This is a genomic window from Paenibacillus sp. JJ-223 (genome assembly GCF_927798175.1).
GTDB classification, from domain to species: Bacteria; Bacillota; Bacilli; order Paenibacillales; family Paenibacillaceae; genus Paenibacillus; species Paenibacillus hubeiensis.
In genome coordinates, this window is the sequence record NZ_CAKMMP010000001.1 from 742831 (window position 1) to 761998 (window position 19168).

A 19168-nucleotide genomic window follows, 5' to 3' on the forward strand; every position below is an offset into this window, starting at 1 on the left:
CAATGGATCACATTTTATCGACTGGCGGGAGGGATCTGCCGACGGAACGGAAAGGAAGCGCTGTTCAGACGGAAGCATTCACGTGGCGCGCCTCATGGATCTGGGGAGAAGGCGAGGACTGGCCGCGCAACGAATGGCGTTGTTTTCGCCGGGAATTCGAATTGCATCATTGGGAGTATGGAAGCGCCGAGGTAACCATCACAGCAGATGCCAGATATGTGTTATATGTCAACGGTGTACTGTGCGGAAGAGGACCCAATCGCTCTTGGCCTTCTGAACTTAACTATCACGTGCATGAAGTGGGCCATCTGCTGCATTCCGGTCGTAATACACTGGCTGTACTTGTCATCAGCTATGGTGCAGCTACGTTCGCGTATCTGCCGGGAAGGGGCGGGCTTCTCGCTCAACTGGAGTCGGTTCGCTATGAGGCTGATGGGAGTTACCTGAGAAAAGAACTTATCGTGGGTACGGATGCATCCTGGCAGACGGCTCTGCATGACGGATATGAACGAAGGTCAGCGCGCATGTCCTGTCAGCTTGGTTTTGCCGAACAGGTGGATGCGCGCCGCTGGAATGATCGTTGGCAAGGAGTCGAAACCTTGCCGATCGCAGAGCACGGCGTTTGGACTCCTGCCCGCATCATCGGCACGCCTAGCGATGCGCCATGGGAATGCCTGGTTGCAAGTGACATTCCCGAACTGACGGAGCAAGAAGTATGGCCTGTTCGCGTGGAATCATTGAAAGAAGCATCTCTTGTGCCCTGGACGTATGTGCTAGATGTACGTGAAGCGATGGAGCCGACAAGTAGGATGCACGCCAATCCGGTATCCTTTGCCGGTTATGTCGCAGCGGTCATTCGCGCAAGTAGCGAAGCCGAAGCCGTTGTCGGATTTTTCAGCGCGTTCCATGCTCTTTGCGGCATCGCGCTTAACGGCTCATATTATCCTGCATCAGCTATGGAGGGAGAACGGCCGCGCCGGCTTCAGCGGGTAACGTTGCAGCAGGGAGACAATCTGCTGCTGATCGAGCTGGCAGGGCAGGATCATGGCGGCGGTCTGCACTTCGGAATCGACTGCGATGTTCCGTTTACGGTTGTATCGCCATTCGATGATGCGCAAACGGGCAAAACACCGTTTGTCCTGATGGGTCCGTTTGCCACCCTCGTGCATATCGACCACCAGCCGGATCGCGATCCAATCCGAGCATATCAGGGCTTTGGCGGCAATCAGCCTCTGGACGAGAAGGCATTTCCGGATGCCGATGTATATCTGCGATGCCGCAGTTTGGCTTCCGTCCCTGAACTTGCTCCATTCCGCGGCTGGATGAAGCCATTCCCCGAGAGGCTAAGCTCGGATGCTTCAATCTTTGCGTCCAGCATCTGGAAGATGCAGGAGCAGGCGCGTCCCGTTCCTGCGGCCTTGCAGCAGGTATGCGCCGCAAATCGGCAGCCTGCAATCGTTCCAGCAAGCTCTGCCGGAAGGAGCACGGAGCTGATTCTGGACTTTGGCCGCGAATGGTCAGGCTATCTGCGATTCGAGGTCGATGCGGCGGCCGGCACCGTCATCGACGCGTATGGCTTCGAGTATACGGACGGCGACTGGCGACAGGATACCTTTGGCGTGGATAATACGCTTCGCTATGTATGCCGCGAAGGCAGACAACGCTACGAATCGCCGATTCGGCGCGGACTTCGTTATCTCATGCTTACCATACACGGGAATGCGAGACCTGTGCGACTGTTCGGCATTACCCTTGTGCAAAGCAACTATCCGGTGGCAGAGATCGGCCGATTTCATAGTTCAGACGCGATCCTGAATGACATTTGGGAGATCAGCAAGCATACCACCCGGCTGTGCATGGAGGATACATTTGTGGATTGTCCCACGTATGAACAGGTGTTTTGGGTTGGCGACAGCCGCAATGAAGCGCTCGTGAACTACTATGTATTCGGTGCAACGGATATCGTAAAACATTGTCTGCAGCTTGTTCCGGGATCAAGCCGGCAAACGCCGCTCTATGTGGATCAGGTGCCCAGCGGCTGGAGCAGCGTGATTCCGAATTGGACGTTTTTCTGGGTCACCGCTTGCCTTGAATATGCCCGTCATACGGGAAGCAGGAACTTTGCCGCGAAAATCTGGCCCAAGGTAAAGTTCACGCTCGATCACTATATCTCACATATCGATGCCAGAGGACTATTGATCATTGAAGCCTGGAATCTGCTGGACTGGGCACCATTGGAGCAGCCGAACGACGGGACGGTCACCCATCAAAATGCGATATTTGCGCGCACGCTGGCAGATGCGGCCCAATTGGCCGAATTGGCAGGGTGCGCAGAAGACAGCCCATACTACTGTTCCGCATCGGAAAGAGTGGCCCGCGCCATAAATCGTTATCTATGGAGTGATGATCGGCAGGCTTATATGGACTGCATCCATGCCAATGGCTCTCTTTCCAGCACCTATAGTATGCAGACGCAGGTGATGGCGCTGGTTACCGGGATTGCAGCAAATGAGCGAAAGGAGAAGCTCAACGCGTATTTAACATCGCCGCCTGAAGATTTTGTAACCATAGGCAGTCCGTTCATGACGTTCTTCTATTATGAGGCGCTAGTGATGAACGGCAAGACGGATCATATGCTCCGGGACATGAGAGAGAAGTTTGGGGAAATGGTGAAACATGAGGCGACCACTTGCTGGGAGATGTATCCGGGATTTGCCGAGAATCGGCCCAATCCGAAATACCTGACACGCAGTCATTGCCACGCCTGGTCGGCAGCACCAGGTTACTTTTTGGGAATATCGGTGCTCGGGGTTCGCCCGATTGCAGACGGTTGGACACGAGTTCGGGTTGCTCCCCAGCCTGGCCATCTGCAATGGGCAAAAGGAGCTGTGCCTCTTCCTGGCGACGGAAGGATCGACGTGAAATGGGAGATTCGGGAAGAGGAAGGCAGCGAGTCCACGTTTCATTTGGAGGTATGTGCTCCGAAAGAAATTGCAATTGTAATGGAAGCACCTGAAGGATACCGACCAGTGCTTGTACACAGGACTTTATGAGTGCACATTTAAAGCGAAACGGATCAAGAATGGAGAGTTAGCGTGATGACACACATCTCATATTACCGTCCAGATGAAAGCAAACGCTTTCTGGACGAAGTTCAGGACGAGGCCTATGCCCGTTCCTCGCTGCATGGGGATGCATGGGTGGAGATGGACAGCCGCATTCCAGTCCGCTATACGATAGATAAAGCGCAAACTCAATTAGCATCCCGCCATGCCGGTGCAGAGCCATCACCTGATTTCACATATGCCAATCCCCACAACGATCGCAATTCTTCCTCCGAAGAAACATTACTTCTGTCCGGAACCTGGCGAATGAAGGGAGGCGAGGCGGCTGATCATGGAGATCCGGCGCCTGCGACGGGCTGGTTTGGGCGAAAAGCCCGGGCGAGTGAAGGCATGCGGGAACGTTGGTACGAACCGGCTCACGATCGGAGCGATTGGCTGGAAGTCAGCGTGCCCACAACGGTGCAAAAAGCGCTGGTTGATCAGGAGCTGCTGGAAGATCCCCACTGGAATACCAATACTATCGATGAACTGGAGCATCACGGCATGCCTGAAGAGACCCCCGTCTGGTTCCGCAGGACACGCGTGGAATGCAAGGAATGGTGGTTTGCTACGTCATTTGAACTGCCTGAAGAATGGGTGGGGCGCCGACTTTCCTTGCAGTTCGACGGGATCGACTATTCGGGCACCGTATTTCTCAACGGCGCATCGCTGGGACATCATCAGGGCATGTTTGGCGGCCCCATTCATGACATTACAGAATTGGTTCGATGTGATAAACCCAATGTGGTTGTCGTTCGGCTGGACCCTGCACCTCGAAGCTGGAACGGCCTGATGAAGCCAAGTCCGGGCTTTGGCTGGCATTATGGACACCTCATTTCAATCGGCATCTGGAAGGATGTACGGGTGGTGGCCGAACCGGATATAGCTTTGCTTGATCCGTATGTTGTAACCCTGTCCCACACCTCGGATGAAGCTGTGCTTCACTTGGAGTTTACGGCTGAGAGCAGTCTCGTTGAGCCAGTGGAATTATCCATCAAAGGTTATATCCGATCAAAGAAATCGAAAATGGATGTTGATTCATTTGACCCCGATAACCAAACATGCTGCCAAAGGGATACCCATTTTACTTATTCCATTGAAGTGCCATATGGTCGCAGCAAATTCAGTACCGTGATCAGACTGACCGATCCCGAGGTTTGGTGGCCGGCGGGTTACGGCGAACAGCCTCTCTATGAGCTTGTGTTATCCGGATCAAATTTTGAGCCCATTAAAGTTGGGAAAGCTCACACGTCTTTTGGCATCCGCACGCTTGAAATGCGCCCTATGACCGATGCAGCTCCGGAAACGGAATATCGCTGGCAGTTTGTCATCAATGGCGAGCCAATGTTCATCAAAGGCGCTAACTGGTGTTGGCCTGATGCCATGCTCGACCAGCAGAAAGGGCAGTATGAACGACTGCTGGAGCTCGCGCGCAGGGGCAATGTGCAGATGCTCCGGGCATGGGGCGGCGGGTTGGTGGAAAGTGACGAATTTTATAATCTGTGTGATGAAAAAGGCATTATGGTCTATCAGGAATTCCCGCTCTGCTGGGGTCCGCCCGATTCACCGCTGACTGACCTCGGCGTCATCGACCGACAGACCGTGCTTTCGGTGAAACGGCTGAGGAACCATCCTTCCTTGATCATGTGGGGCGGCGGCAACGAAAACGGCAATCATGGCGGTGCAGATGAAGGACTCTTTCTGGTTGGAAAAAGATGCCGCGGATACGATCCGTCCCGACCGTTCCATCGAACCGATCCATGGGGCGGCAGCGTGCATAATTGGAACGTATATCACGGGGGTGAACCCTTGGATGAGGCAACGTTAGCGATGCCTTCGGTGTTTTACGGCGAATTCGGCATTCCAAGTCAGACCAATGTTTCAAGCTGTCTCCGCTATATGCCGGAGGAAGAACTGGCGTCATTTCCTCCAACCGAAGACAGCAGGGGCTGGAAAGCGCATTTTCACCAGTTCGGTCTGAAGGATGTCATTAAAGTCATGCGTTACGCCGCATACGGACCGATCCGCGACTGGCAGGACTACATCAACTACTCCCAGACCGCTCAAGGTGATGCGATCCGGCTGACCGCTGATGTACAGAGGGCAGGAACAGGGAGAGACAAGAGCGGCTTTTGGTACTACAAATTCACGGATTGTTTTCCCGGACATTCGTGGGCGGTGGTCGATTTTTACGGTACACCGAAGCTGTCCTATTATCGTGCCAAACAGGCTTCACGTCCGCAAAATGCTTTTATCACCTGCGCCAAATCGGATTCGTGGCAGCCAGATGAAACGTTCCGCGCAGCACTGCATGTCGTGAACGATTCGCGTAACGTCCTTATAAATGCAGCTATCCAAGTCTCGATGTACGACAGCCAATTAACCGAGATGACAACGTGGAATTATCCGGCGCTAACCTTGAAGCCCGGGCTGGCGAGCTGCATCGATCAGCTGGAAGTAACCTTGCCGGAAGAATCAGCAATTCGGCCGTTCTTGATTGCCGTCATGCTTCATGAAAGCAATGGAATGCTCGTGTCCGATCAGTGGTATTGGTTCAATGCCCAGCCGAAGACCCCAGAGCTGATAACTTTTGAGAGGGAGCATCGACATCAAGCAAACGAATATCCGGGCGATCAGGCCAAGCAGGCGTTTGCATTGTACGCCGAACTCTCCGATGCACTGCTGCGTGAACTTCCGCGCACCACGCTTGAATGGTCTGTCGAGACCCAAGACAAGAACGGTTTCATTGCCATTCGAAACATGGGAAACGTGCCTGCGATTCGGGTGATGATTCACCATTTTCCCGACGAGTGGGGTTGTTATCTGGATGACAACGATTTTGGACTGCTTGCGGGAGAAGAGAGACGCATCCCGTTTGAAATCGGTCCTGAGGTGATGCTGGACGGAATTACTGTAAGTGCTTGGAATGCGTTTGAGACATCCCGGAGCGGCGTGCCCATCATAAGCAAATCGTGCTGACTGACAGGAAGGAGCAATAACATGACATCCATGAAGACCATGGTGGAAATGAAGGAGAAATCAGGATCTGACGAATGGTATGCCAAGTGGATTACGCGCCCCGTAGTCCAGCCTCATGACTGGTTTTCATATCAGGCAGAGGTCATTCTCAGCGTGGAAGAAGGCGGTGCCGCATTTCTGTTCGGTTATCGTGATGAAGGCAATCACTGCGGTATTGAACTGCATGAGCATGAAGAAGACATACAGCAGACGCTCGTTTACATTTATCGCGTTGAAGAAGACGTACGCCAGGCTTTGGGGAAGATTGTTTTACCTGCGTTGCACAAACTTCCTCCACGTCTTTCGCTCAAGATAAGTACGGAAGCCGGGGAATGGCAAGTATCCATAGATGAACATTACACGCATCGCTGCATGGCAGCGGATTATGAAGGAACGATTGCGTTCCGGACGATAGACGGGCAAAAGGCAACCTTCCGTGATCTGAAGCTCAGCGGGAGTGATGGCCGTGTGCTGTACTCCAACCGCTTTTATGATCCGAAGACGACTCATTTTACCGCAGGTACGATTAGCCCTGCGGGGAATGGGCTCTTGCTTGAGGAAAACATGCTATCGATCTGTGAGGCACCCCTTCCTGTTGACAGCCCTCTGTTTCGCAAAACATTTGAATTGCCGTCGTCTGCACTCGAAGCCAGACTGCGCATCTATTCGGTAGGTTGGTATGAGCTTTGCATCAACGGGAACCGGGCGGACAACCGTGTTCTGGCCCCAGCCAATTCGCCGTATTCCCGCAGAATGCTCTATGACACCTATGACGTGACCCATCTGCTTCAAGAAGGAGAAAACGTCCTCGGCGTGTGGCTCGGGAATGGTTACCATTTCAATTATTCGCGGTGGGGATGGAAATGGAATCGGGATAAAGCCTTTATCCTGCAATTGGACCTCCGGTTTGAGGATGGCGGCACGCGCACTATCATGACGGACGAATCTTGGTCATTCGCGTCAAGCCCGATTCTTTCCAACGATATCTATGACGGGGAGTCCTATGATGCACGACAGGAGCACATCGGTTGGGATCAACCGGGATTTCTTGAAAACGGGGATTGGTCGAGGGCTGTAACTGCCGAACCGCCTGTCGGCAAGCTTGAAGCGAACATCCAACCTCCTGTTGTACCTCGCAACCCGGTTGAGCCCATCGCTGTCTTTCGGCCACGTCCGGGCGTGGGCGTATACGATTTTGGTCAAAACATGGCAGGGTGGGTTCGCATTCAGGTAACCGGTCCTGAAGGCAGTCAAGTGCGGCTGAGATACAGCGAGCTGGTCGATGAACAAGGCAGCATCGATCCCTGGACGAATCGAAATGCCAAAGCAACCGACACGTACATTCTCCGCGGGGAGCCGGAAGAACGTTATGCACCTCGCTTCACTTATCACGGCTTCCGTTATGTGGAAGTCAGCGGTGAAACAGATCAACTCTCCATTCAGGCCATTCCCATTCATGCAGATGTCGAGCCGGCCGGCAGCTTTGAATGTTCGGATGAAGGCATCAATCAGCTCTACAGCAATATTCGTTGGTCCTACCTCAACAATCTGGTCAGCATACCCACGGATTGCTGTCAGCGTGATGAGCGCACGCCTTGTCTCATGGATTCCGCTGTCGTTGAGGAAGCCGGCATGCACCATTTCCATATGCAGAATTACTACCGCAAATGGCTCGGAGATATTGAAGAAAGCATGACCAACCCGGACTGGAGCGGGGACAAAGTCTTCCTTCCTTGGCGTCTCTATCAGCATTACAACGATCTGGATACTTTACGCCAGAGTTATCCGTCCATGAAAGCATATATTGACCATCTGCATCAGGTATGGCCAGACCATCAGGTGAAGGATGGCTTTGGGGACTGGTGCCCTCCCAATGATGATGGTTGGGAAAACTACTTTCACGAAGTCGAACTGGTGAATACAAGTATTTACTACAAAATCACGTCCATTGTTGCCGAAACGGCGGTGATCCTGGGCATGAGCGCAGATCATGAACATTATTCGGGGCTGGCTCGGGATATCCACCAGACCTTTCATCGCCATTGGAACTTGGGGAACGGTGTTTACGGCAGCGGTTCCCAGACCGCTCAGCTTCTGCCGCTCGCGTTTGGCATGGTGCCGGTCAAAGAGCGGACCTCAGCCGCAGAGCGGCTTGTGGAAGCTATCTGGGAACACGGCGGTCATCTTCATACAGGCATCTATGGCACAAGATATTTGATTGACGTACTGGCGGACTATGGGCACATCGATGTTGCCTATGAGCTTCTGAGCAAGAAGGAATATCCCGGCTTCGGATACCAGATTGAGCGCGGAGCCACGACGCTCTGGGAGCAATGGAGCGAGAAAGGTGGCATGCATTCCCATGACCACGCCATGTTCGGGGGCATCAGCGTTTCTTTTTACACGCGACTGGCTGGCATTAGGCCCGACTCGCCAGGTTATGAAAAAATATGGATCGAGCCGATCATCCCCTCAAAGTTGGAACGGGTGAGCGCTTCGCTAAGGACGGCACATGGAACCATTGCGGTAGCATGGAAGAAAGACGAGGCAGGTCTGCATATGGAGGTGACGATCCCTGAAGGAACCACAGCCACGCTTGTTGTGCCTCCTGGTACAGTAAATGCCGCGAAACTGCGCCGTTCTCACAAATTGAACCCGGGACGACACGTCTTCTCCATCCCAATCGGTACGATCCGATAAAATATGCAGAAAAGGGGAAATACAGATGACGGATATGACGCATCGTTATGAAAACGGATTTCCAAAGATCGGCATTCGCCCGATCGTGGATCGCCGCAAGCTTGTAAAGGCTGCGCTAGCTGGCAGCACGATGGAACTGGCGCATGAAGCTGCTGCTGCGATTACCTCCGTTCTCCGGAACCCGGACGGCTCCCCAGTGCAGGTTGTCATCTTTGATACATGCATCTCCGGAATGAGCGAAGCAGCCCGCTGTGCCGAGCAATTCAGGAAGGAAGGCGTCGGCGTCCTGGTCACGGTAGCAAACGGTTGGTGTTATCCGCTTGAAACGATGGAAACGGATCCAACCCTGCCGCACGCCGTCTGGGGATTCAATGGCACCGAACGGCCCGGTGCGGTCTACCTGGCTGCGCTGCATGCGGCGCATAACCAGAAAGGCCTGCCCATTTTCAAAATCTACGGCAGGCATATTCAGGACCGGGAGGAACGTAATCTGCCAGAGGATGTTAGGGATCAACTGATCCGGTTCACCCGTGCGGGTCTTGCTGCTGCACTGCTGCGAGGAAAATCCTATCTGTCGATCGGCTCCGTCTCCATGGGCATCGCAGGTTGTGTTGTAGACGAAGATTTCTACCAGCGTTATCTGGGCATGCGCAACGCCTATGTGGACATGACTGAGGTTGCGCGCAGGCTGGAGAAACATATTTATGACGAGCAGGAATTCCACTCAGCTATGGCTTGGGCCGAGCTTCATTGCAAAGAAGGACCTGATCCCAATCCGGAATCGGTTCAAATCGATCCAGAGAGCAAAAAGGAAAACTGGAAAACTTCCATCCGCATGACGTTGATCGTGCGTGATCTGATGATTGGCAATCCCAAACTGGCCGAGTTGAGATATGAAGAGGAGGCGTATGGTTATAACGCCATTGCTTCCGGATTCCAGGGACAGCGTGAATGGACCGATCACCTTCCCAGTGCGGATGTGCTGGAAGCGATTCTGTGCAGTTCATTCGACTGGAATGGCATTCGCGAACCCTATATGGTCGCCACCGAGAACGACAATCTGAACGCCATCACCATGTTGTTCAATCACTATTTGTCGCATACCGCCCAGATTTTTGCCGATGTTCGCGCGTTTTGGAGTCCGGAAGCTGTGAAACGAGTGACAGACTGGCAGCCGGATGGCTTGGCTGCGGCAGGGTTCATGCATCTGATCAATTCGGGACCGGCGGCGCTTGATGGAACGGGGGAGCAGCTTCGCGACGGTCAGCCCGCGATGAAGCCTCACTGGGAGATTGAAGAACAGGAGGTTCAGGCTTGCCTAAATGCTGTAAGCTGGCGACCAACCTATATGGACCAATTTGCAGGCGGAGGCTATTCTACCGACTTTACAACGCGAGGGGGAATGCCCGTCACGATGGCACGCATTAACCTCATAGCAGGGCTGGGGCCGGTGCTTCAGCTTGCGGAAGGGTATACTTTGGAGTTGCCGGAGGAAGTACATCAACGACTGGATCTGCGAACGACGCCAACGTGGCCGACGACATGGTTTGTTCCGAAACGGGTAGCGGGTGATCCGATATTCGATGATGTCTACAGCGTGATGGAAGCCTGGGGTTCGAACCATTGTGCTGTAAGCTATGGCCACATCGGAGCCGACTTGATTACGCTTGCGAGCATATTGCGCATTCCGGTTAACATGCACAATGTTGAAGCAAAGCGCATTTTCCGGCCTAGCGCCTGGTCAGCATTTGGCACGAAAGATCCGGAAGCTGCAGACTACCGTGCTTGTGCTGCATATGGCCCGTTGTATGGCTGAGCTGAGAGGATGGCAGGATTGGAAATCCTTTGTGACTATGGACAAGTAATCATTTATGACTCGGAGGTTGCAGGCCAATGATGACCCATTTACAGCCTAAAGGGATTGGCAACATGGAAAAGTTCGACTTGCTTCCTGTGCTAAAAGACGGCGTGCAGGTTCACTATGAAGGAAGCATCGACAAGCAGGGACGCAATGCGGACTGGGACTGGTGGCTTTATAAGGACGGCAAGGAGTGGGTGATTTTTGATTATTGCGGTCCAGGATGCATCTATAATTTCGTCCAACACCGTTATCCCGAGAGTCCGGAACCTACCTTTTCTTTTTATTTTGACGGCGAGGATACGCCCCGATTTGTGATCAAGGCCTCCGAATTCGGGAGTAAATTTCCTTTCGTAACTCCACTGGCAGACGCTTATATTGGGCCCGAGGACAATGGACGCGGACCTATTCGCGTAGTCCGAAGTTATGTCCCTATGCCCTTCAAGAAATCATGCAGAATTACCTCGGATATTCAACTGAAAGGAGCAGCCAAAGGAGATGGCGGTTGGGGCCATGTCATTTATCATTCCTATAGTGACTCTGATCAAGTGGTTACGTTCACGGGAAAAGAAAACTATGCCCCGCTGATCGAAATGTGGTCTCGGGTTGGTGAAGATCCCAAAACGGCCGTGGGATGCAAGTCTCGATATTACGAAATGTTGACCGTTAAAGCAGGGGAGAAGCTAACCATTCTGGAAGAGGTCGGGCAAGGCAGTATCGCCTCCATAAGCGCTGTATTCAATCCCCACTCCTTTTCATCCGAAGACCTGCAGCACCTTTGGATCAAAGCAAGCTGGGATAAACATGAACAACCGGATATTTGGTGCCCCATAGGTGTATTCTTCGGCAACGAGCTTGGATTTAATCCTGTCGGCGTACTGTCGCACGGAAGACGAGGGGACGGATTGTTCTATAACTATTTCTCCATGCCGTACTGGGAGCATGCGGTGATTGAACTGGTGAACAAAGGGAACCGTGACGTATGGTTATCCGAATTAAACATTGAATTTACAGAAGAGCGGAACGCTGTTTATGAGAAGGGCCGAACCGGTTATTTTCGCACATCGAAATATTATGAACGCCAGGCAACAGCAGGATCGGACAGCATCATCGGTCAACTCAAGGGAAGAGGACACATGGTAGCTGGTCATGTAACAGGTTTTACCCATAAACCGGGCACGATCAGCTGTGAGGGCGATGTCCGTGTGCATATTGACGGCAATGCGACACCACAAGTTGAAAGCGACGGTTCCGAGAGCTGGATATGTTATGGTTGGGGGTTTCCCACGCCGCCTGAATGTAATCCATCGAGCGCCTATGACGGAATTCCTGACAACCCGTGGTCCATGGTCAGAATGTGCAGCGGTGACTGGTATCCGTTTCAGACGGAGCTTGTATTTGGTATCGAAGCAGGCGAGCATAACAATCAGTATCTCGAACATTCAGGCATTCTGTTCTACTATGGTGTGGACGATCCGGGAATGGTTCTGACGGATGAAATTGATATTGGCGACCCCTCATCGGAGAGGAACCATGATTACAAAACAGAAGGCAGCCGCGGTTACTACACTCTGGATTCAGCTTATGAAGGGGATCAAGACGATATCATTATTCGCGATAGTGGGCATGAAACAGACGGTTATAGTGAATTCACAATCCGCATCAGGGAGGACAACAGCGGCGTAAGGCTGCGGCGGCGATGCGATCAGATCACAGGGAGACAACGGGCTTTCGTTCATGTAGATGGGGTGAAAGTAACAGAAAGAACGTGGTACACTGCGGACCGAAATCCCTACAAACGATGGTTGGATGATGAGTTTGTGATCCCTGCATCTTATACCAGAGGCAAGAGGGAGCTGCATATTCGAATCGAATTTATTCAGGACGGAGAGGCCAGAGCATGGAACGAATTCCGTTATTGGGTATATACGATGAACTAGAGGAACGGTGCTGATGATTGATGAGGTATCGGGACAGTTGTGGGTAAGATTATGTTTTTGTCATTTAAGGAACAATATTCCTGTTCTCGGACAGCCTGATCTGTCGAGGGACAAGAACATATTCCCATTGAAGTCGCTATTTTGGCGGCTTTTTTGGTTTTATAAGTACAAGTTATTGTCCCAATCCAAGGACAATAACTTGTACCGATATTTATAGTCAATTCCCTGTTCATGAAGCTGTTCTCACGCGCTGCGTCGGGGCCGCCGGCGCTGCTAAGTGAGTTGGATCGGTGCGGGACCCCGTGCGCGTTGGGGCCGTTCAGGGCCGTTCAATGCCCTCGAAGATGCGCAGGACCTCGGCCGCATGGGCGGTGGGGTCGAATGGTGGGTTGCCAATCCCATGTGTGATAGGTTCCGTGGTCACGGAGCTCCAAAGCCGATCGTGCTTGCCTGCGGCAAAGTCGAGGAGAGCGTCGCGGACGAAGGTGTCCCGGATGGCTTGCTCGTCGCTATGTCGGGGGCGTTGCTGGCCGACGATGCCGTACATCTCCGTGCCGTGTACGGCTGGCGCACCCTCGACAGGGCCAACGGCGAGCAGGTGGGCGTTGCCGCCTGCAGCGGCGTGGGCGAGTGCCGCACGGGCGGCGGGCAGGGTATAGAGGTAGTCGGTCAAGAGCGCCCCGCGTACTTCGACAGGAGTTCGTCCGTTAACGTCGTAGGCGGCGACGATGCGCCGAGCACGGCTTCGAGGGATCCGCGACTTCGTTACCAATTCGTCAACGAGGTTGTCGATGCTGCCCGGGTCGAACTGCTCGGTCGCGTTGATAACCCACCAGTCCCCCTCGTTCGTCGCCGTGCTAAAGAGAATGTCGACGTCGCGGTGACGCCCGGATTCGAGGACACGCAGCGGCGTGTCTGCGAGAATAGCCCCGGTCTGAGAGTGGTCGTTCACGATGCCAATCGTCGTGTTGTCGATGCCGTTTCGGTCGCCGATGTCACGTGGGCTAATCTTAACGAGCGTCTCGGCGAGGAGCTTCCCATCCAGGGTGAGCAGTTGTTCGGGTTCGTCCGCGATGCCGAGTTCGGTGAGAAACTTGATCGCTAGTTCTTCTGCCCACCAGGCCGGAACGATCCGGGATGCGCCGCCGGAGAACGCAGCGAGGCGCTGGTAGAGGCCGTCGGCCGCCGGAGCTGCAAGGAGCGCTATCGAGGAGAACGCGCCGGCGCTGTGGCCGGTGACGGTGACGTTCTGAGGGTCGCCACCGAAGCGAGAGATGTTCTCCTGCACCCATCTGAGCGCGGTGATGATGTCCTGCAGGCCGAGGTTAGTGGCATCCGCGAACGCGCCACCGTATTGGGAGAGCGAGAGCCAACCGAACGGGCCGAGCCGGTAGTTTAGGGACACCCCGATGGCGCGGCCGGTCGCGGCGAGACCTGAGGCGTTCGAAGTGGTCTGGGTGTTCGCGCCGCGTTCGAAGCCGCCACCGTAGATGTAGACGACTACGGGGAGCGGTTCGTCGCCAGCGTTTTCGGGTGCCCAGACGTTGAGGTTCAGGCAGTCCTCGCTTAAACCGTTGTCAGCCTCCAACCAGCTATTGTCGCCCGGTTGGAGCGGGGCGGGTCCCTTTTGGTCGTATGGCAGATCCGGGTTAAACGGCAGCAAAATGGGTCGGCGGAAGCGTTCTGCACTGGCGTAGGGGATGCCTAGCCAGGAGCGGACCGCTTGGCCGGCGGTATTAGCGTTGTTCGTGTGATGATTCTTTCCGTTGAGAGTATGGTCAGGTGTCATTTGTATTTCTCCTTTCATAGGTGAAGCGGTATGATCATTTTAGGCCATTATTTATAATAAGAAAAGGTGAAATCAAGACTTGATATGACATATTTAGGACATGTCAGTCAAACCCATCTGCCTTAGAGTGATTAAGGATGCTGTGTTGGTGTGTACACGTCCAACATGAGGGAAGATATCTTGAATGCCGCAGCTACCGAGTATACTCACCTGAATACAGTGATCCCGCCTGAAATCCCAGGGATTTCGCAAAAAGCAGCGGATCACATTCCTCTTGCTGTTCCATTAGCTTTAACATAATTTGGGCACATGCCCGGGCATCATCGAGCGCATTATGGTGATTTAGTCGAATTCCGAAATGGTTAGAGATGATGTTTAATTTATGGGAGGATAGCTCTTGCAGCAGCTTTTTCCCAATTCTGTACGTACATAAATATTGTATCTCAGGATAGCTTTTTTCAGCGGCATCTAAGCAATACCTCAGCACGCTTATATCAAAAACAGCATTATGTGCAATAATAATTTCTCCGGATATTAGTGGTTCAATGGTTGTCCATAGTTCTCCAAATACAGGTTGCTTGTCAACCATGGAGGGTGTAATACCGTGGATGGCCATATTCATTCGATTAAACGGCTGTTGTGGATCAATTAGCCATTCATATTCACCAGTTACAATCCCATCTCTAACTTGAACTAAACCCAGAGAGCACGCACTCGATCGGTTCAAGTTTGCGGTTTCAAAATCAATTGCTGTAAAATTCAACGGTTCATTCTCCTTTATATACCTATACCTTAAAAGAAGGATAGGCCCCGCCTATTCAAGCACTTTTCCTTTTAAGGGATAAACCTTATCGGAAGAAATGAATATCATTTCCTCCGGAAAAAACTTTTTAAAATACTTTTCCACTCTAAGATGAATATCCATTTGATACCATCCGGACAACTCGTTCTCTTTAAACAAAAATGGCATGCCTAAGCGCTCGGAACGTTTCCCCCTTGTTCCATCTCCAATGTTAAGTGTGTCGATGTAGATCCGATCAACGATGGACTCCAGTGTTTTAGGAAAATCGGGTGTGAATGGAAGTACAGGCGAAATGGAAGCTTGGGTAGCGATGCCTACGTTATTCACTTCTTTTAATGCCTTCAAGCGTAACTTAATACCTGGAGCATGGGGAGCGAACAATCGTTTCATATCTTCCCGATCTGTTTCTATAGTCATAGAGACAAGGACCTCGCATTTTTGATTTAGTTCAAGTAATAAATGAAGATCCCTTACGACAAGAGGACTTCGTGTTTGGATCTGAAGGAAATCCGGAGGGTATTTGATCATTTCCTCTAAAATAGAGCGTGTTAGCTCCGTCTTCCGTTCCAGTGGTTGATAGGGATCTGTTGCAGTAGACATAAAAAGATGAATGGACTTATTTCTCCGGCGGAGATTGACCATCTCATTCCGATATTTGTCGGCCGCATTTGTTTTGATGCTTACCCATTCTCCCCATGGAGTATCACTGTACCTTTGAATAGGCAATTCCCTAACGTAGCAATACCTGCATCCAAAAGCACAACCACTATAAGGATTTAATGAATGTGTGAAACCAACACTTGAATCTCCTTTCATTTCAGTTAAGATTTTTTTTGCTGTTATGCTGTTAACCTGCATGTTAGCCTCCCATATATCGGATGCTGATACTAAATTAAAGAGCGATCAGATCAATCCAAGTAACGCGAACTGACTGCCTGTTTTGTTTCGTCCCAATATTATGGTATGATCATTTTAGGTCATTTATCAGATTTGATGAAGGCAAAAACGGGAAATTTAATGATACTTTACAGACATTTCGCTTCGTCAAATACTCTTAAAGGAGGTTCGTGTAATCGTTCATTCATTCAAACAGGAAAATAATATAAGACCTCTTAAATATAAACCCGTGTTTTCTTACCCCTACGATCTGGAGATTTTTAGTGTATCTTCTCTCAAAGAGCGAACACCAGAGGAACGTATGAAAATCACTTATCGTTATGAATTTTATATGCTCATTTGTGTCACGGAAGGAATGTGTACTCAATGGGTCGATTTTGAACCCATCGCTTGTAAGGAAGGAACACTGATAATAGTAACACCAGGACAAGTCCATAATTTTGGACATGATGAAAACTGGGACGGATGGGTCATTCTATTCCGTGAAGAATTCCTTCTTCCTGCTTCACTTACGTTGAGTGAACTGAATTTAACGTTTGATATCGGAAGAACGCCTAATAGTTTGACTTTAAATAATACAGAGCTGCATCGGGCAAACACTTTAATCGATCAAATGGTTCAAGACTCTTTAATTCAAGTAGCCAAAGAGGATGTTCATATGTTGTTACGGTTTCAGCTTTATGCATTCGTAGCATGGCTCAACATTATTCATAAACAAAAAAATATCCCTACTCCTTCTCAGGTCTCACCAAAGTTTTTAAAATTTCAAGAATTAGTGGAGAAAAATTTTGCCAAGTTAAATCATGTTAGTGACTATGCTGCCCTTTTAAATTGCACAGAAAAAACGTTAACACGGGTTACGGTCGCAGCTGTTGGAATAAGTGCTAAAGCTTTCATATCCGCTCGAATTAGTCTCGAAGCTAAACGTTTATTAATGCATACAGATTACTTGATTAGCGACATTGCAGAAATGCTTAATTTTCAAGAAACCACTCACTTTAGTAAATTTTTCAAACGGGAAACTGGCTATACGCCTGTCGAATTCCGAAAGCAGAACCTTTAAATGGAGTGATACTGTGATACAAGGAACATTATTTGATAATGAACATGATCGACCGTTGGCTAATCGTGTGCGTCCTCGATCGTTGGAAGACTTTATCGGACAAAAACATTTACTTGGCCCTGGAAAAGTTCTGCAGGATATGATCAAAAATGATCAAGTGTCTTCTATGATATTTTGGGGCCCTCCAGGTGTTGGCAAAACTACACTGGCTAAAATTATTGCCAATCAAACCAAGTCTAAATTTATTGATTTTAGTGCTGTAACCAGCGGTATTAAAGATATCCGGAATGTAATGAAGGAAGCTGAGGGAAACAGGCAATTAGGGGAGAAAACCCTTCTATTCATCGATGAAATTCATCGCTTTAATAAGGCACAACAGGATGCTTTTCTTCCGTATGTGGAAAAAGGGAGCATTATTCTCATCGGCGCGACAACCGAAAATCCATCGTTTGAAGTTAACTCGGCTTTGTTATCCCGCAGCAAAGTTTTTGTCCTTCATCAATTAAGCAGTGAAGATATTGTTGAATTATTAAAAAAAGCGATTTTGGATCCTAGAGGATACGGAGATCAAAAGATCGGTTTTGAAGAGGGCGTACTATCTGCTATCGCGGAATATTCAAATGGCGATGCCAGAGTGGCATTAAACACCTTAGAAATGGCTGTGCTAAATGGAGAGAAACAAGCTGAAGCTATTGAAATCAGCAAAGAAGGGCTGCTTCAAATTATTCATCGAAAATCATTATTGTATGACAAAGATGGAGAAGAACACTACAATATCATTTCCGCATTGCATAAATCCATGCGAAATAGTGATGTAAATGCATCTATTTATTGGTTGTCTCGAATGTTGGAATCAGGGGAAGATCCTTTATTTATTGCTCGTAGGCTCGTTAGGTTTGCAAGTGAGGACGTGGGTTTGGCAGACAATAGGGCTTTGGAAATCGCTGTTTCGGTGTTTCAAGCATGTCAATTTATAGGGATGCCAGAGTGCGATGTACATCTAACACAAGCCGTTATCTATCTGACCCTGGCTCCCAAATCAAATTCTGCTTACTTGGCTTACCGTTATGCGAAAAAAGATGCCCTACATTCCATGAGTGAACCTGTTCCTTTGCAACTTCGAAACGCTCCAACGAAGCTTATGAAAGAGCTGAACTATGGTAAAGGGTATCAGTACGCCCATGACACAGAAGAAAAGCTAACAACGATGCAGACTATGCCAGATTCCCTGATCGGACGCGAATATTACCATCCGACAACACAGGGGTCTGAATTTAAAATTAAACAAAGGATGGAAGAAATTACAGCATGGCACAAGAAGAAAAACAACAATCATGAATAGGCTTTACAGATAGGAGGATACCACAATGAAATTAGAAGAAATCGTAGAATACTGTTTATCTTATCCAGCCTCATATGAGGACCATCCCTTTGGAGAAGGTTGGACAGCCATACGCCACAAAGGGAACGAGAAGATCTTTGCGTTAATATTTGAAAAAGATGGTCATCTTTGCGTTAACTTGAAATGTGATCCCGATCGATCTGAATTCCTCCGAAACGCATTTGAAGAAGTTAAGCCGGGATATCATATGAGTAAAGAACATTGGAATACGATCATCTTAGATGGAAACCTTCCGGTGGATGATCTTCACGATATGGTAAAACATAGTTTTGACCTGACGAAACCCAAACGTAAAGTGAAATAACTTATGTGACCTTTCTGCAATGTTACGCAACAACGATTTGGATCTGAGAGATCGCGCAGCACGCTTAAAGCAGGGTACTTTGTATTTGTACTTAAAAACTCATTAAGCACCGTAATACATGAAGATGTTCACATTGTAGCGGGACAACTGACACGATAAAAGGTAAAACATAAGTGGTTAGGTATAAAGAAAAATGTCGTATAAAGTGATTGCTAACTGAATAAATGTGTGATACTATGATCCAGTAAACGTTTACATCAATAAAGAATTGAATATTAGCAGTATTTGGCT

General features: G+C 50.1%; 11 protein-coding genes. 8 read left to right on the top strand and 3 right to left on the bottom strand.

All coding sequences use genetic code 11. The features are described from left to right. The first annotated feature begins 2 nt into the window (after positions 1 to 2). From L6H98_RS03100 to L6H98_RS03120, 5 genes are all read left to right on the top strand, one after another. Positions 3 to 3053: a family 78 glycoside hydrolase catalytic domain gene (locus tag L6H98_RS03100; protein ID WP_236412765.1), complete on the top strand. Its 3051-nt coding sequence runs from the start codon at positions 3 to 5 to the stop codon at positions 3051 to 3053. A 45-nt stretch (positions 3054 to 3098) separates the two neighbouring features. After that, positions 3099 to 6083: a sugar-binding domain-containing protein gene (locus L6H98_RS03105; RefSeq protein WP_236412767.1), complete on the top strand. Its 2985-nt coding sequence runs from the start codon at positions 3099 to 3101 to the stop codon at positions 6081 to 6083. Positions 6084 to 6104: 21 nt separating this feature from the next. Then, entirely contained in the window at positions 6105 to 8822 is a 2718-nt protein-coding gene (locus L6H98_RS03110) for an alpha-L-rhamnosidase (protein ID WP_236412768.1), read from the top strand. Positions 8823 to 8847: 25 nt separating this feature from the next. Then, positions 8848 to 10638, top strand: a complete 1791-nt coding sequence (locus L6H98_RS03115; protein WP_236412769.1) for an L-fucose isomerase — start codon at positions 8848 to 8850, stop codon at positions 10636 to 10638. A 77-nt stretch (positions 10639 to 10715) separates the two neighbouring features. Continuing rightward, positions 10716 to 12620 (top strand): DUF2961 domain-containing protein, encoded by a 1905-nt coding sequence (locus L6H98_RS03120; RefSeq protein ID WP_236412770.1) that lies wholly within the window; start codon positions 10716 to 10718, stop codon positions 12618 to 12620. A 319-nt stretch (positions 12621 to 12939) separates the two neighbouring features. Here L6H98_RS03120 and L6H98_RS03125 read toward each other — a convergent pair whose 3' ends face one another. The 3 genes from L6H98_RS03125 to L6H98_RS03135 all read right to left on the bottom strand — a co-directional run bounded on the left by L6H98_RS03125 (position 12940) and on the right by L6H98_RS03135 (position 16069). Next, positions 12940 to 14409: a carboxylesterase/lipase family protein gene (locus L6H98_RS03125; protein WP_236412771.1), complete on the bottom strand. Its 1470-nt coding sequence runs from the start codon at positions 14407 to 14409 to the stop codon at positions 12940 to 12942. 193 nt (positions 14410 to 14602) lie between these two features. Further along, entirely contained in the window at positions 14603 to 15172 is a 570-nt protein-coding gene (locus L6H98_RS03130; RefSeq protein ID WP_236412772.1) for a 3'-5' exonuclease, read from the bottom strand. 51 nt (positions 15173 to 15223) lie between these two features. Next, complete coding sequence (locus L6H98_RS03135) at positions 15224 to 16069, bottom strand: radical SAM protein (RefSeq protein ID WP_236412773.1); 846 nt, start codon at positions 16067 to 16069, stop codon at positions 15224 to 15226. 340 nt (positions 16070 to 16409) lie between these two features. Between L6H98_RS03135 and L6H98_RS03140 the strand changes: the two genes are divergently transcribed. From L6H98_RS03140 to L6H98_RS03150, 3 genes are read left to right on the top strand one after another with little or no spacing between them, the layout of a single operon-like run. After that, entirely contained in the window at positions 16410 to 17171 is a 762-nt protein-coding gene (locus L6H98_RS03140) for a helix-turn-helix transcriptional regulator (RefSeq protein ID WP_236412775.1), read from the top strand. A gap of 13 nt (positions 17172 to 17184) precedes the next feature. Further along, positions 17185 to 18513, top strand: a complete 1329-nt coding sequence (locus L6H98_RS03145; RefSeq protein ID WP_236412777.1) for a replication-associated recombination protein A — start codon at positions 17185 to 17187, stop codon at positions 18511 to 18513. Positions 18514 to 18538: 25 nt separating this feature from the next. Further along, entirely contained in the window at positions 18539 to 18877 is a 339-nt protein-coding gene (locus tag L6H98_RS03150; protein ID WP_236412779.1) for an MmcQ/YjbR family DNA-binding protein, read from the top strand. Positions 18878 to 19168: the final 291 nt, after the last annotated feature.

Excerpts from the sequence above, each read along its gene's own strand:
- L6H98_RS03100 (WP_236412765.1), top strand. The coding sequence starts at position 3 with ATGGATCACATTTTATCGACTGGCGGGAGGGATCTGCCGACGGAACGG.
- L6H98_RS03125 (WP_236412771.1), bottom strand. The coding sequence starts at position 14,409 with ATGACACCTGACCATACTCTCAACGGAAAGAATCATCACACGAACAAC.
- L6H98_RS03105 (WP_236412767.1), top strand. The coding sequence starts at position 3,099 with ATGACACACATCTCATATTACCGTCCAGATGAAAGCAAACGCTTTCTG.
- L6H98_RS03110 (WP_236412768.1), top strand. The coding sequence starts at position 6,105 with ATGACATCCATGAAGACCATGGTGGAAATGAAGGAGAAATCAGGATCT.
- L6H98_RS03150 (WP_236412779.1), top strand. The coding sequence starts at position 18,539 with ATGAAATTAGAAGAAATCGTAGAATACTGTTTATCTTATCCAGCCTCA.
- L6H98_RS03140 (WP_236412775.1), top strand. The coding sequence starts at position 16,410 with ATGAAAATCACTTATCGTTATGAATTTTATATGCTCATTTGTGTCACG.
- L6H98_RS03135 (WP_236412773.1), bottom strand. The coding sequence starts at position 16,069 with ATGCAGGTTAACAGCATAACAGCAAAAAAAATCTTAACTGAAATGAAA.
- L6H98_RS03115 (WP_236412769.1), top strand. The coding sequence starts at position 8,848 with ATGACGGATATGACGCATCGTTATGAAAACGGATTTCCAAAGATCGGC.
- L6H98_RS03120 (WP_236412770.1), top strand. The coding sequence starts at position 10,716 with ATGATGACCCATTTACAGCCTAAAGGGATTGGCAACATGGAAAAGTTC.